The 15242-nt window shown below is 48.6% G+C and carries 12 protein-coding genes, 2 tRNA genes and 1 pseudogene; 10 read left to right on the plus strand and 5 right to left on the minus strand.

The window, feature by feature from the left end; all coding sequences use genetic code 11:
* Positions 1 to 52 precede the first annotated feature (52 nt).
* From xerA to ACSHX2_RS11495, 3 genes are read left to right on the plus strand one after another with little or no spacing between them, the layout of a single operon-like run.
* The gene (gene xerA, locus ACSHX2_RS11485; RefSeq protein WP_435693093.1) at positions 53 to 952 is read left to right on the plus strand and encodes a site-specific tyrosine recombinase/integron integrase; all 900 of its coding nucleotides are present in this window, start codon (positions 53 to 55) and stop codon (positions 950 to 952) included.
* 25 nt (positions 953 to 977) lie between these two features.
* Positions 978 to 1484, plus strand: coding sequence for a hypothetical protein (locus ACSHX2_RS11490; RefSeq protein WP_435693094.1), 507 nt, complete (start codon positions 978 to 980; stop codon positions 1482 to 1484).
* 45 nt (positions 1485 to 1529) lie between these two features.
* Positions 1530 to 2552: a class I SAM-dependent methyltransferase gene (locus ACSHX2_RS11495; protein WP_435693095.1), complete on the plus strand. Its 1023-nt coding sequence runs from the start codon at positions 1530 to 1532 to the stop codon at positions 2550 to 2552.
* Between the two features lie 69 nt (positions 2553 to 2621).
* On the opposite strand, the gene ACSHX2_RS11500 is transcribed toward ACSHX2_RS11495, so the two are convergent.
* The 3 genes from ACSHX2_RS11500 to ACSHX2_RS11510 form a co-directional block, all read right to left on the minus strand.
* Positions 2622 to 2695: transfer RNA gene (locus ACSHX2_RS11500), tRNA-Arg, on the minus strand.
* A 51-nt stretch (positions 2696 to 2746) separates the two neighbouring features.
* Positions 2747 to 2820 (minus strand) — tRNA-Arg (locus ACSHX2_RS11505).
* Positions 2821 to 3014: 194 nt separating this feature from the next.
* Positions 3015 to 5873 carry a DEAD/DEAH box helicase gene (locus ACSHX2_RS11510; protein ID WP_435693096.1) on the minus strand — a complete coding sequence of 953 codons (2859 nt, stop codon included), beginning with the start codon at positions 5871 to 5873 and terminating at the stop codon, positions 3015 to 3017.
* A gap of 173 nt (positions 5874 to 6046) precedes the next feature.
* On the opposite strand from ACSHX2_RS11510, the gene abc-f reads away from it, so the two are divergent.
* From abc-f to ACSHX2_RS11545, 7 genes and pseudogenes are all read left to right on the plus strand, one after another.
* The gene (abc-f, locus tag ACSHX2_RS11515; RefSeq protein WP_435693097.1) at positions 6047 to 7657 is read left to right on the plus strand and encodes a ribosomal protection-like ABC-F family protein; all 1611 of its coding nucleotides are present in this window, start codon (positions 6047 to 6049) and stop codon (positions 7655 to 7657) included.
* A 298-nt stretch (positions 7658 to 7955) separates the two neighbouring features.
* On the plus strand, positions 7956 to 8327 hold the full coding sequence (locus tag ACSHX2_RS11520) for an Hsp20/alpha crystallin family protein (protein ID WP_435693098.1): 372 nt from the start codon (positions 7956 to 7958) through the stop codon (positions 8325 to 8327).
* A 25-nt stretch (positions 8328 to 8352) separates the two neighbouring features.
* Positions 8353 to 8715: an Hsp20/alpha crystallin family protein gene (locus ACSHX2_RS11525; RefSeq protein ID WP_435693099.1), complete on the plus strand. Its 363-nt coding sequence runs from the start codon at positions 8353 to 8355 to the stop codon at positions 8713 to 8715.
* 165 nt (positions 8716 to 8880) lie between these two features.
* Positions 8881 to 9645, plus strand: coding sequence for an Hsp33 family molecular chaperone HslO (locus ACSHX2_RS11530; protein ID WP_435693100.1), 765 nt, complete (start codon positions 8881 to 8883; stop codon positions 9643 to 9645).
* Between the two features lie 124 nt (positions 9646 to 9769).
* A complete protein-coding gene (locus tag ACSHX2_RS11535) occupies positions 9770 to 11023 on the plus strand; it encodes an aspartate aminotransferase family protein (protein ID WP_435693101.1) in 1254 nt (417 codons plus the stop codon).
* Positions 11024 to 11155: 132 nt separating this feature from the next.
* Positions 11156 to 11356: pseudogene (locus ACSHX2_RS11540) on the plus strand (hypothetical protein); the annotation flags it as partial.
* A gap of 257 nt (positions 11357 to 11613) precedes the next feature.
* A complete protein-coding gene (locus ACSHX2_RS11545; RefSeq protein WP_435693102.1) occupies positions 11614 to 12954 on the plus strand; it encodes an MATE family efflux transporter in 1341 nt (446 codons plus the stop codon).
* Positions 12955 to 12988: 34 nt separating this feature from the next.
* Here the strand turns inward: ACSHX2_RS11545 and ACSHX2_RS11550 are convergent, their stop codons facing one another.
* Together ACSHX2_RS11550 and ACSHX2_RS11555 are read right to left on the minus strand one after the other, a co-directional pair.
* On the minus strand, positions 12989 to 13198 hold the full coding sequence (locus ACSHX2_RS11550; protein ID WP_435693103.1) for a hypothetical protein: 210 nt from the start codon (positions 13196 to 13198) through the stop codon (positions 12989 to 12991).
* 17 nt (positions 13199 to 13215) lie between these two features.
* Complete coding sequence (locus ACSHX2_RS11555) at positions 13216 to 15198, minus strand: DNA gyrase/topoisomerase IV subunit A (RefSeq protein ID WP_435693104.1); 1983 nt, start codon at positions 15196 to 15198, stop codon at positions 13216 to 13218.
* Positions 15199 to 15242: the final 44 nt, after the last annotated feature.

Here is a 15242-nt window from a genome sequence, read left to right on the forward strand (position 1 = left end):
CAGTATTTTCTGACACTATACAAACTAGAGGCGTATCCCATTTCCATCAACAATGACAGACGACCAACTGACTGATTCCTTCCTCCAGTTTCAGCGTGTCGAGAAGTCAGCATCTGAACGTACCTTACGTAATTACAGCCAAGCTCTAGCCGCCTTTCAGAACTACATGGAGAAAACTCTTTTCCCTGGCTGGAAGCAATGCACTCCCGATCATTTCCGCAGTTATCTCTACTACTGCATGCAGTTAGAAATGGCGCGCTCGACCATTCGGCTGCGCTTCTCAGCTCTTCGTTCATTTTACAAATACCTCATTCACCGCCATGGGCTCCCGAAGTCACCACTCTCGGACATCCAGCTACCCAAGCAAGAACGTAAACTCCCTACTATTCTTAATCAAACTCAGGTCGTTGAGCTACTAGAAGCGCCGCTCAAGGCTGAACTTTCAAAACAAGCTCCTGACTGGCTACCACTCCGAGACACTGCGATCTTGGAACTTTTCTATTCAACTGGACTACGTCTATCCGAACTTGCTGAGCTCAAAGTCGAAGACATTGACCACTCCGCAGGAATCACACGCGTCATCGGGAAGGGCTCGAAAGAACGCATCGTTCCCATCGGCAACCACGCGCTTAGCGCCATCCAAAACTACAGGGTCTTATCTGGCATCAATGAAGGCCCACTATTCATCAATAAAAGCCGCCGTCAAATTTCCACCACATCCATTGGCTCCATGCTCAAGAAATATCTGCGCATGACCAGCATCCCGTTTCACATCACTCCCCATAAGTTGCGCCATTCATTCGCCACTCACTTATTGGATAATGGAGCAGACTTGCGATCGGTTCAGGAACTCCTTGGCCATGCGTCACTTTCAACAACGCAGATCTACACCCACGTCAGTACTAAGCGCATGAAAGAATCTTACGATAAAGCGCACCCACGAGCGAAATAAACAAAACAATTACTCTGCCACACTCATGCAAAAAAAACTCATTCTCATCCTCACCCCGCTAGCACTTATCCTAGCGTTCCTTTTCTGGTGGTTCTCCGCCCCACAGGTCATCATGCGAAGGAGCGCGTCCATTATTGACTGCGTAGCAATGGAGCCGGGCACAGGCCGCTTAGAGCGTTCATTCAAAGCAGAAAACCTCCGCGATCTAATCGATGAACATTTGACCATTCTCTACCCAGAAATGCAGACCAGTTTCAAACATCCTTTTTCTACAAATGAAGCAATCACCCTCCCTCGTGATAGAGCGAAATCAGCACTGCTCTACCTTACAGAAATCGCCGAATGGATCACTGTAACCGATACAGAGATTCAGCTACGTGAGCATGACGAAAGCTCAGCAATCGTAGATGTTAGCTTCAAGCTTGATGCGAAACTAAACAAGAAACCGCAACAAAGCGCGAAGCTCAAAGGCACCTTTGAATTCAGCTATACCAATAACCGCTGGCTACTTGCTGCTGCCAAATTCGAATAAGCACTCGCCAAAACCTTCGAGCCTCACTATTGAAAAGCATCTTCTATGACTCAAGCGACTCAACTCTCAGCCAGCGCACTCAAGTTCTACTTCCAACAGGATGAAATCCCCAAGCCTACTGGCAAAACTCTCATCGTACAAGGCACCCCAGGCGTCTGGTTAGAGTCACTCAGCGACACTCAGCCTGACGTCATCAGCTACCTCGCTAACGAGAACGTACGCTGGACCCAGAAAGGGACTACACCTGTGCAAGAAACACAGGAAAAGTACGATCTCATCATCCATTTCGCGACTAAATTTGCCACCGAGAATCTCGCGCAAATCGGTAAGCTCTGCCAACAGCTCAATCCCGGCGGACGCTGGATTTCTGTCGTGCCTAACCGCATGGGAGCCTCACGTCTCAAGAAAGACATCACCAAGCTCTTTGGAGATGTTGAAACCTGCAGTAAGTCAAAATGCCGCATCTTTGATACCAGCGCAGCTTTCGATGCCACACTCGCTCGAAAATGGGCCAGCCTCGGGCGTGTTAAAGCGATCAAAGACACAAATTTCCTCACCACTCCCGGCATTTTCTCTGCAGAGAAAATAGACACAGGCTCACTACTTCTCGCTGAAATTCTAAAGAAAGAATCCTTCTATGGCTCGGGTGCCGACCTCGGTGCAGCCTACGGATTTTTGAGTAAAGCAGTTCTCGAAACCCCGCGCAATCGCATCCGCGAAGTCGTCCTCTACGAACTCGATAAGCGTGCTCTCGACTGCGCTCAACAAAATTTAGCGGACCACGACAATGCTCTCTACCAATGGTGTGATGTCACCGGTGGCACCCACCACGTTCGCAAGTTCGACTGGGTCATCATGAATCCTCCCTTCCATGAAGCGCAGGACCAGAGCTTCGAGCTAGGTAAGACCTTCATCCGTGAAGCAGCACGCATCCTCAAGCCTGGCGGCTCACTTTATCTCGTGGCCAACCTCCACCTGCCTTACGAAGAGCTCATCCGTGATGAGTTTCGTTCCCACCGCCTTCTAGGCGAGGACAAAGGCTTCAAATGCATTTTTGCCAGAGCATAAGCTTCGAACACATCTCTCATTAAAACAAAAAAGCGAAGCTGTTTAAGCTTCGCTTTTTTAGTTAGCAAGTACACCTGAAGGGAGTCGAACCCCTAACCTTCTGATTCGTAGTCAGATGCTCTATCCAATTGAGCTACAGGTGCCTTTAATATTGCTAATGCGCCGAAACTTGTGTCCTTTTCTCAGAGAGAAAATACACCCGAAGGGAGTCGAACCCCTAACCTTCTGATTCGTAGTCAGATGCTCTATCCAATTGAGCTACGGGTGCTTTTAGAACACGTTGTGTGCTGCGGCGGGCGGAGAAAACCACATTCCCCCCACCACGTCAAGAAAACGCTACACTTTTTTTGATATTGAATCAGCCAATCGCTACGTATGTCCAAGCCTTAAAGCGCACTCAAACCTAAAAGAGAGAGACTTGCCTCTACTTCAACGAATGGAAAAAAATACACCATGCGCGCTTCACTTATTGCTCGGTGGCTTCATTCCGTAATGGCGGTGATTGTTCTTTTTCACATAGGACAACAATTTCAACGTTTTTAGCCTCTTCACCGGTGACGTTTGCTGCGCATTTATCTCAATTCCCTCCACTTTTGCATCATACTCGGGAAGATACTGCTGGAGTAAGACGAGACATTCCTCCCGCCGCTTTTGCCACTCGAAATAACCCAGCGGCAATAAGCTCAGACCAGCGCGACTCAGCATATGGGCTTTCTTAGAATGCACTGCAGCTTGCATGTCGCCAGGGTAACCGATCAAATCAATAGCCATCGGTTGTTCAGGGTGATGCACAACAATATCGATGACCACACCAGCAACCTCGCCTCCTAAAGTCGCTTTCTTGCCCATGAGTTTAAGCTCGACTAACACCTCAGCTGCAAACGCATCCCTTTCCAGCGAGCTGACACGATCGTCAGACACTCCTGCTTCAATATGCATCAAATAATCAGCCAGCATGGAATCATGTTTAAGATCTTTATAATCCACTGAATGAAAAACCCATTGTTCATCACGAGCCCTAGTGATTGCCACATTGAAGACATCTTCTCGTTCTAAAAACCTCAAGCTCGCAGCATTTGTGTCTGGATCAACCACCAGAGAAATCAGCATAACCGAGCGCTCTTCACCCTGAAAGCTGTGTGCAGTGCCAACCAATAGCTTACCCTCTCGCTGAAGCCGATGAAGCTTCTTTCCTCGAAACTCAGTAAAAACGGCTTGAGTGAGTGCATCAACCTGAGCACGAAAAGGAGACAGAACTCCAATAGATGGCAGCTCACCTCTGCGGTGTTTACTTAACATCGCGTCTAAAGCATTCAGAACAGCTTTGATCTCTGGCTGGTTCACCCCCCTAGCATCCCGCTTTCCACCAAAAACATGCTTGGATATTAAGGAGACTCCTCCTCCACGATGATTCAGCCAAGGTCTGTCGCGCATGATCTGCAGGCGCTCACCGTAGAACCGGCGATTACTATAAGCAATGATGCCATACTGAGATCGGAAATGTTCATCGAGAAAGCTCGTTTGTTTTTGATCATTTACGAGATCAATCGCCAAATCCATCAAACTGCGTTTCCGATAATGGTACTTCTCTACTCTCTCTTTGCTTATTGCGTAATCTTTAGCTGCAGCCACCAATGCATGCTTGGATAAGAAACTCACATGACGCAGCTGCTTCGTGTCACCCACGATAACTACTCTCTTAGCCCTCTGAAGCGCAGGAAGGATACTCGCTAAATCACACTGACTCGCCTCATCGACTATCAGTACATCGAACAATTCTGGAGTCACTGGTAGTACTCGGTGCATATCCTCCGTACTCGTAAGCCAAACTGGCAATGCCTTAAGAACAATACTGTAATCAACCTTACTTAGAATCTCTTGCTGAGCTTTTCCTTTTCTTTTGCGCACTCCAGCCCACAGTTTTTTCAGCTCTTCTCGAGAGTGCTTTTCATCAAGCACCTTCGTGATCTGGCACTTCAGCTTGAGCTCTAAATAATAAGCAAGCTGTCTCTCTCTTTCCTGCTGCAACTCCTGGTAATGGTAGCGCATTTCCGACAACAAAGGACGACGCTTAATCGAGTAGTTATCCCAAACTTTTTTAAGACTATCCACAAGATTTGGCGAAGGATCTAGGTGCGTATCCGCGCGTTTTATAGCCTTCTCAAATTCTTTCTCGAGTACTCGCTCAGCATCTCGGATCAATTCCACGGTTTTCTCTACTTCTCGGTAAAGCACATGCATCGATACTGGACCGTCTACTACGAAACCGTCCCCACCTTCCATCAGCTCGCTCAATAAGCTCTTTAAATTGCGTAAATGCTCACTTCTGCCTGCGCGAACAGTGGCGTGCAATGAACCCAACATTTTATCTATTTTTTTGTGCAGCACATTGACTGCGTGATCACCACGTGATGTCACTAAGACACTCTCACCTCGAATCACATGATCTAAAGCGATCGCAGCGATAGTGTATGACTTTCCAGTCCCTGGAGGGCCGTGACATACAGTCAGTGGCTGATAACGGGCAGAACGCACAACCTTCTCCTGCTGACTGCTCAAAGACGCAGGTATAAAATGTGTACTCTGCTTCCCCTCACGCTTTACAGGCACAACACCTCCCAGCACCCGCCTCAAGGCTGGACTCAATTTCGCATCATCAACCTCAGCCAGATCAACTAGCTCCTGCACCAAACCTCGGGTCGAAACCTGGCGCTCAATATTCGCCAAACCAGCAGCTGAGAGAACCTTCACTTCATTAGCTTTCCCCGCTGACTCCACGTCTTTTGACATTTCGAGATAAGGCCACTGCAGTAAACTTTCACAATCCACATGCGGACAATATTCCTCAATCACAGTACGAATCTCGCCGACCATAGCTTCGCTCAAACCATCGCCTATAGCAATATCTCGAAGTGCTTCATTAAGCTCCTTAGGTCCTTGTAGAGCATCAACTGCCACTGGATTCAGCCGCGCACCACGAAGGGCTATTTTTAGACTAAAATACGAGTCTCCAACTTCTTCTATTTTTGCGCTAAATAATAACAATGGAGCACGGTGCACGCCCTCTGCGGTTTTCCCACATACAAATAATGCCCCGTAGAGTAACTCGCGCTCGCGTCGGTGCATTTCACTATAGCTACTGACATCACTGGCGTAACTTGGCGGTAAGACAGCATCAGGCATCACACCGTTGAGGAGCATCTCCTCCCCCTTGCTCATTCTACGGTACTTCACCGGACCAAAAAAATCGCGTATACCGACTCGAATACGGTCCTCACGGTAGCAGGCGCTAAGCCACTGTATCAATGCTCTGTTAGACATCTAGAGGACTTGTATCAATGACACTCCAGCGCAGCAATCACAGAGAAATATTAATCTCCTACTCAGCCCGACCTAAGGCTCAAAGCAATTGATCAGTGAAATCACAAATCCTGTATCCTGATAATACCTAAATTGTGATTGAAAAACTCGCTAATCCACGGCAAGTGTCACCCATGTTAACGATCCGCAACCTCACCAAGACAATCGGTGGGAGAACTCTTTTCGAAGATGCTAAAATGACCATTAACTGGGGTGAACGTGTTGCCCTCGTTGGTCCTAACGGCGCCGGCAAGTCCACTCTCTTCCACATCATCCTCGGCCAAGATGAGTCAGACTCCGGTGAAGCTGACATCGATGAATACGCTATCACTGGCTATCTCGCTCAGGAAGCGGGTAATCCAGGTCTAGAAACCATCCTCGAGCTCGCTATCGGCGTCACTCCTGAAATGGCTCAAGCCATCAAAACCATGCGTGAGCTAGAAGCTGCTGGTAAGGAAAGCGACCCAGCCTATGCAGACGCACAAGACACATTTGATGCGAATAATGGGTACGCACTAGAGCCAAAAGCTAAGAAAATTCTCGCGGGTCTAGGCTTCAAGCAAGAGCAAGTCAATGAGCCAGCAAACACCTTCTCTGGTGGCTGGATCATGCGCGCGAATCTTGCGCGCCTTCTCGTCCAAGAGCCAGACCTTCTCATGCTCGATGAGCCGACAAACCACCTCGACCTCATCTCCCTGATCTGGCTCCAACGCTACCTCAAAAATTACCCTGGTGCCCTGTTAGTCATTTCTCACGATCGTGACTTCATGGATGAAATCATCGAAACCGTCTACGAGATCGATGATCAGAAGTTCGTCAACTACACAGGAAACTATTCTGAATTCGAGAAGGAGCGCGAGAAGCGCTACGACCAGAAGGTTCAGAAATACCGTAACCAGCAAAAGGAAATCGAGCGAATCCAAGAGTTCGTCGATAAGTTCCGCAACGTCGGTTCTAAGTCTTCTCAGGTGAACGAGCGCATGAAAATGATCGAGAAACTCAAGGGTGATCTCGTGAAGCCGATCTCGATGCGTAAAGTATTCCGTTTCAACATTCCTGATCCACCACGCTCTAACCAAATCCTCGCCGAGTTGACAAAGGTCCACAAAGCATATGGAGAAAAAGTCATTTATGATAAGACCGACTTCATCGTAGAGCGCGGTGACAGGATTGCTCTCGTTGGCCCTAACGGAGCGGGTAAATCCACCTTGATGAAAATCATTGCGGGTTATGAAGAAGTCCAGGGAGGCACAGTCGAAGTAGGCTATGCTACGAAGATCGGTTACTTCTCACAGCACCGTGCCCTCACACTTAATGAGTCAAACACAGTGCTAGATGAGGTACTCGCATCCAACCCTGATCTCCGTGAAGACGAAGCGCGCTCCATCCTCGGTTCTTTCCTCTTCCGTAAGAACGATGTGCTCAAGCGTATTCGCGTCCTTTCTGGTGGTGAAAAGTCCCGTCTTAACTTGGTGAAATTCCTCGTTGATCCTCCAAACCTTCTCCTCATGGATGAGCCTACTACTCACCTAGACCTTCTTTCTATTGAAGCTCTAGTCCAGGCGCTCAGGTCCTATAAAGGAACACTCCTGTTCATCTCACACGATGTGCACTTCATCCGTAACCTCGCAGAAACTACAGTCCACGTGAACAACGGTAAACTTACCAAGTACAGTGGTGGCTATGACTACTTCCTAGAGAAGTCCGGCCTCAACGATGACCGATCAGCAGTCACAGCTGACTAATAGCGATTAGTTAACATCTTCTTTAAAAGCGCAGTCTCTAACCGAGGTTGCGCTTTTTTTGTGACCCTAGCTCTCAAAGATAAGAGAATGGGGCTAATACAATCATTGATACTATGTGTGACAAATATTCACGTCATTTTGTCACACATGGTGTCATTTTGTTTCAATATTTGATTGGTACAGTTTTAGTAGAATTACACATAAAAACTGTAACTTACTTATAATTAACCAATTTAAGTTATCGTGTCGAATTTTGGCACACAACCTGCAATTATGAAGATAACCCAAATAAAACAATATGAGAACATTATCACCATTCACGACACGCAGCTTGCTAAACGAATTTAACACCTTCTTCGATACGACAGCTCGCCCGCAATCAAACCACCAACTTTTCTCCACCGACATAGGCTGGTTGATCCGAATCGATCTGCCTGGTTTCAAAAAAGAAGATCTCAGTCTCGATTTCGAAGATAAAGCAATCGTGCTCACAGCGGAGCAAAACACTGAACAGGAAAATAAGCGACCATCAGTGACCCAACGCTACGCCCTGGGCGAAGAAGTAGATGCGAAGAACATTCAAGCGAAACTCGAAGACGGCGTCCTTGAAATCACACTACCTCGAAAAGAGGAGCAAGAGCTCGAGAGCAAGTCCATCAACATTCAATAAATTTAAAAATAGAAAGATTAAGCAAATGAGCGAAACAAACACAACTTCCCCACAGAAATCCACCACACTCAACCCGCGATACAATACAGTCACCCACGAAAAAGGCGTGCACATTCATATCGATTTACCCGGTGTGAATAAGCAAGACATCTCCATCACTTCTGAGAAAACACAGCTAAAAATCTCCGCCACTAGAGAGAATGCTCAGCCGGAAGCATGGACACTTTTAAATCAAGTGGAACGACCAAGCTCCTACCAGCTCAAGCTGAATGTCCATAGCGACTTCGATCTCAGCTCCACCACAGCCCAACTCGAGCATGGAGTCCTCAAACTCTCCCTTTCCAAGCGCGAAGAAAGCCTACCGCGACAAATAAACGTCACTGATTGATTTCTCAATAATTCACTTTTCATTGTGTAGTAGAATAGGTCTCCCATACCCTTCCGAGGGTGTGGGAGTATTCTTTTTGATCGACGATGAAATCGAGTTTGAAGTTGCCAGTTTCGAGTTCCAAGTTATGAACACACCCAGTTGACCAATATACCCTGAGAAGCCATGGACACAGTAGAAGATTTCACCAAAGTAGAATCCATTTTCATCCGCGAACGGAATGCACTGATGGTGCGTGGCCAATTTGCGCCCATTTATACAGACTACTACATCCATCTCATGGAGAGTAAGCTGCGCCATAAAGAGCAGCTTGATACGATGCTCAAGGAGCAGCTGGCATTTTTGACTCTTCATCTCGTGGCTCGCCCGTGGGCTGAAACGATAGCGTGGACCGTAAACCTCCGCGCGCCCCGTGTGAATCTCTTCGTAACCGGTGGCTCCATACAGGAAAGCGTCACTGGTCACTTATTTACTGAAGGAGTAAAGGAAGCTGATCGGAACATTCTCTACAGCCAGACAGTGGTTGAGGGAGCGGAAGCTCGTCGTTCTACGATCGAAATCGAGAACAACGACCCACTCACATGGATCGAAAATTACTACCAGCAAAGCGAGCAGCGACCAGCACGAGCATTCCGTCTACCTGATGAAAACTTTGTCCTCATCGCTGCCCAGCCGGATTGCGACCTCGAGTGGCTCAATGAGCTCACTACTGAAGACGTAGAAAAAATCTTGGAAACAGAGAAAACCAAGGTTTTGGAAACACGCAAATTCCGATTCCACTGCGGTTGCTCCCCTGACAGATTCCTCCCTGCGCTTGGCCAATACAAAGGCAACACAGAAGAGCTTTTCCAGGACGATGACGCACTAGAGATCACTTGCCCCCGCTGCGGAGGCAAGCATATCATCACACCTGATATGTTCGACGAATAGGCGGCTTGCCTATTCGAGCTTTCAGTTGGTAGTGTTCGGTCTTCAGACTAAGCACTCGCTACCATGCTGATAGATGTTAGAAAAAGTCTAACAAACCCACTTTCAACCAAACCATTTTTTTTTAATGTCCACCCACGACACATTCACTCAATACGTACTTCCTACCTACGGCAGATTTCCCATCGTTCCTGAAAAGGCTTCGGGCTCCTACCTGTGGGACGACCAAGGAAAGAAGTATCTCGACTTCTGCACAGGCATAGCCGTCTGCTCGATCGGTCACTGTCACCCGAAACTCGTCTCTGCAATTCAAGATCAAGCAGCCAAGCTCATGCATTGCTCGAACCTCTATGAGATTCCTCAGCAGGCTGAGCTCGCTAAAACGATCGTAGAAGACTTCGTCCAAATTCCAGGGAAGGTATTCTTCTCAAATTCCGGAGCTGAAGCGAACGAGGGACTCATCAAGCTCGCTAGGAAATTTGGCAATGCCAAACCAGCTACTGATGGCAGCCCTAGACATGAGGTCATCACCTTCAGGAACTCATTCCACGGAAGAACCATGGGCACGCTGACAGCCACTGGTCAGGACGCTATCCAAGAAGGATTTGCCCCTATCCTCCCTGGAATCAACTATGCCATCTACAATGATCTAGACTCTGTCAAAGCTCAGATCACGGATAAGACTGCTGCGATCCTACTAGAGCCTATCCAGGGCGAAGGCGGAATCTTCGCAGCCACTGAGGAATTCCTCAATGGCCTCCAAGCACTCTGCATCGATCACGACCTCTTGCTAATGCTCGACGAAGTCCAGGCAGGCTTCGGCAGGCTCGGTCACGGCATGGCGTGGAGAGCGATAGCTCCCGACGTGAAACCTGATGCCATTTCATGGGCAAAAGGCATGGGCGGCGGTTTCCCAATCGGAGCTTTCTGGGTAAGTGACAGAGAAATCTCTAAGGGAGTAAACCTCAGCAGCCAACTTGGCCCTAGAACACACGGCTCTACATACGGCGGAAACCCACTCGGGTGCGCAGCCTCACTCGCGGTTCTTGGAGAAATTAAAGCCTCCAAACTCAATGACAATGTCCTCGCAAGAGAACAACAAATCAGAACTGCCATTGGTGAATGGAATCATCCAGCGATCGTAGAACTGAGAGGAAAGGGCCTCATGCTAGGCTTTGCTCTTAATCCTGAGGCGATCAAAAACGCCGAAGGCATCACGCCAGCACTGACATTGGTTCTGAAGCTCACAGAAAAAGGCCTACTCACCGTCCCAGCCGGCGCAGAGACACTCCGGTGGCTCCCCGCCCTCAACGTCACCGAAGACGAAGTCGCGCAAGCCCTCGAGCTTCTCAAAAAAGCACTCGACGAGCTCGCTGCCTAACCTCCTGTTTTCCAATCAAAAATCACCCAAGCGCCTCAGCAGCACCCCTGCTCGAGGCGCTTTTTACTTCAATGCGATGGCAGGCATCCCTATAGCCGACTGCCTCACTCGCTTTTAAAGAGAGGTTTTTCAATTCCAATACCTCCACTAGCCAAGCAACACCGCATCGTCGCCAAAGTCGACTCACTCATGACCCTCTGCGACACCCTCAAAGCCAATCTCCAATCCGCCAAAACCACCCAACAACCCCTCACCGACACCACCAGCCTAATACCACTCTGCGATTCAAAAGAGACTAATTCTGGAGTGATTTCCTGGTCAATCAAGGCGTGACGAAGGAGCGGTGCGAGCACCGTGACTGAGGAATAACGCAGATTCAACAGGATAGCGCCCAGCCTTCACTTCTTCCGCAACGCGCTATTCCCCAAGCTTCAGTAAAATCACATTTGTCTCTTTTGGAACTCAGTTTGGTATAAGCTTTTTCTGGGGAGCATAAAGCGACCGAGACTTAGCTCAGCAACAACAAACCCAGCGTTCCCTACGCGCTCGGCTTGCATTTCTGGTAGATCTCCTCCAGCTTCGCACGGCATATGGCAGGTCCTTCGCTCACTTCTGGTCCACTCCCTGGACACATTCGCCGGATCGCACTCCCCATGAGTGTCGGCTATTTCTTCAACACCATGTACAATGTGGTGGATTCCTTTTACGCAGGGCGGATCTCTACCGAGGCGCTCGCCGCCATGGCGCTTTCCTTCCCTGTCTTTTTCATCATTATCGCTATTAGCGGTGGTCTCTCACGTGGGTCTTCCGCCTTGATTGCCAATGCGATTGGTTCAAAAGACAAAGAGGCCGAGGTGGCGCTCTCCGCGCAAATTTTCTCCCTTGCCTGTATTAGCTCTGCCATTGTAGCGACCATTGGCTTGTGTTTTTCAACCCCACTTTTCCAGATTCTCGGAGCATCGGGGAACTACCTAGAGATCGCCACACAGTACATCCGCCCGCTCTTTAGTGGCGCTCTATTCTTTATGCTCTGTAGTATGATGAATGCGATCTTGCTGGCGCATGGTGACAGCAAAACCTATAGCCGCATACTCATCGTAGGCTTCTTTGCAAACCTCATTCTCGACCCCTGGTTTCTTTATGGAGGAGTTGGCCTCCCAGCCATGGGCATCCGCGGGATTGCTTGGGCCACTGTCTGCATTCAAGCACTCAGCGCTCTGGTTCTCTGTACTGTGGTGGTGAAGCGCGGCTATGTCACACTTCATTGCTTTCACCACCTTCTCCCCAAGTGGAATATCTACGCTCAAATTTTGCGCCAAGGCATCCCTACTGCCTTCAACCTCATGTCCATCGCCCTTGGCTTCTTTGTGACGACCTACTTCCTCAAATACTTCGACCACGCCGCAGTTGCAGCGTTCGGAGTCGGTACACGCATCGAACAGATTGCTCTCCTTCCAGCGATCGGCATTAGCTCCGCCATTGTCGCTATTGTTGGACAAAATAATGGAGCGGGAGAGCTCGATCGCGTGCACGACTGCGTGCGCCTCTGTCTCAAATACGGCATCTACCTTATCATCACCGCATCCCTATTGCTCTTCGTGTTTGCGGAGCCACTCGTCATGCTCTTTACCGATGACCCAACCGTTAGAGAGCTTGGTAAGCAATACGTCCGCATCGTCGCCTGCATCCAGTGGGCCTACGTCGTCGGCTTTGTCTACATTGGCTTCCTTCAGGCGATGAAGAGACCGATGTATGGCTTTATTGAGGCAGTCATTCGCAAGCTCCTCCTGCCAGTTATCGTCTTCAGCATCGCCGTCTACCATTTCGACGTGAACCTCACTGGCTTCTGGATCGCAATGTGTGCGATCAACGTAGCGATGGCGCTAGTTACCGTTGCTTATGCAGAAAGTGTGCTCAAGAAGTTACGCTAGAGGAACCACTCGAACTTGCGCAGGCTAAACAAAGTCACCACCAGTGAAACCAGCCTAACAGGCTGCGCCACGCGTCATCGCCGTGTTTTGCCGCGTAATGGCATGTGCCGAGCAGGGTCAGGAAGTAGCCGACAATCCCCCAGAGGTCAACACTCTCGATCCATTTAAAAATGGAAAAAAAGCTGAGTAAGCCTAAGACGATGAATCCGCAAACGAATCGAATCCAGTACTCGGAGCGATCCATTGGAGCCCCATTCATCCTTAGGATTCGCCTAGATCTAGCTCCTGATTCTTAGGAGCACGCACTACCCGATCCACACCGTGCTTAGTGACGAGATTCCCGCGAACGCCACGACCTTTTACTGCAATGTCTTCGAACTTGAATGGCCGTGCGAGATTGCGCAGTCGGAGCTGAGCCTTGAGGTGAACTAATACTACGTTATCGTTAGACTCAGCCTCATTCTCGTGGACTGCAAAGTAGAGAATGCGAGTACCCTTACTCTCGGTCGCTAGATCGTATTCTTTATCGCGAGTCACCCCGCCGATTTTGAATCGCTTTGCTCGTACTGGCCCTTCACGACCTTCACGGTAAATCACAGAATAAACTTTATCTTCATCCTTACGGAAGACTGCGATGTGTTGCGGGCGCTTGCCGACAAAAAGTTTCTCAGCGATTTTCATCACCTTCATCTTACCATCAGTGCCGATCACTATGAAGTCATCGAGCTCAGAACATTTCTCCAGAGGTTCTTCTTTCTTTAGACCAAAGCCAGCAAAACCGTTCTTGCGATCAATGAAGAGAGTCTCATTCGCGACTACTACTTGCGTACGGTCGACCTTTTCAAAACTAGAAATCACGGTCTTGCGCTCACGCCCAGTTCCGTACTTTTTCTGTAAATTTTTAAAGTAAGAAATGGTATAGCGCGTGAGGCTATTGAGATGCTTCTCCACCTCTGCAATACTGTCTTCGAGCGCTCTGAGAGCTTCATCAGCCTTCGTGCTGTCAAACTTAGTCATGCGCAGGAATGGCAGCTTGGAGAGTTTGACAATATCGTCTTCCATGACCTCGCGTAAGAGTAACTTCTTAAATGGTGTTAGCCCCTCATCGATCACAGAGATCACCTCTTCCATGCTAGAGCACTGCTTCATCTTCAGATAGATTTCATTCTCGATGAAAATTTTCTCAAGTGAGCTAAAGTGCCACTTGTCATTGAGCTCCGCGAGACGAATCTCCAACTCTTTCTGAAGTAAGTCTTTGGTATGAAATGCACTATGCTTGAGGATATCATTTACCCCCATGAACTTTGGCTTCCCTTCGTGAATCACGCAACTGTTAGGCGAAATACTCACTTCACAATCAGTAAATGCATAGAGCGCGTCACGAGCTACTTCAGGCTCCACACCTACTGGAAGATGCACTAAAATTTCAGCATTTGCCGCTGTATTATCGACCACCTTAGAGATTTTTATTTTCCCCTTTTCATTGGCATTGACGATATTATCCATCAGGCCACCAGTAGTCGTCCCGTAGGGAACTTCTATAATGCGCAATAGCTTTTTGCTGTCGATCTCGATCCGTGCACGGACTCGTACTTTGCCACCACGGAGCCCATCGCGGTAATCGCTAGCATCCATGATGCAGCCGGTTTGAAAATCCGGATAGATATCTACGACCTCTTTACGAAGAATAGAGATACATCCATCAATCAGCTCATTAAAATTATGTGGTAGAATCTTACATGCCAAACCAACGGCAATACCCTCAACACCCTGCGCCAACAGGAGTGGGAATTTTACAGGAAGACAGACTGGCTCTTGGTTTCGGCCATCGTAACTTGCAGTCCAGACTGTCGTCTTTGGGTTGAAAGTGATGTCTTTCGCAAATGGTGTGAGACGCGCTTCGATGTATCGAGGAGCGGCAGCCCTGTCGCCCGTAAGAACGTTTCCCCAGTTACCCTGAGTATCAATGAGGAGCTCTTTTTGGCCGAGACCCACCATGGCGTCACCGATGGAAGCGTCACCGTGCGGGTGGTACTTCATCGTGTTACCCACGACATTTGCCACCTTATTGTAACGACCATCATCAAGTTCGTTGAGCGAGTGAAGGATACGTCGCTGAACCGGCTTCAAACCATCCTCAACATACGGCACGGCTCGTTCCAAGATCACGTAACTCGCGTAATCGAGGAAATAGTCCGAATACATATCGCGCAATGTGACTTCTGGTAATTCTTCCTGGCTCATAAATTATTTAAGATAGTTTAATCTCTCCAAGCCTACCCTCAGCG

The organism is Rubritalea sp. (assembly GCF_051252225.1).
In the GTDB taxonomy this organism is placed as follows: Bacteria; Verrucomicrobiota; Verrucomicrobiia; order Verrucomicrobiales; family Akkermansiaceae; genus Rubritalea.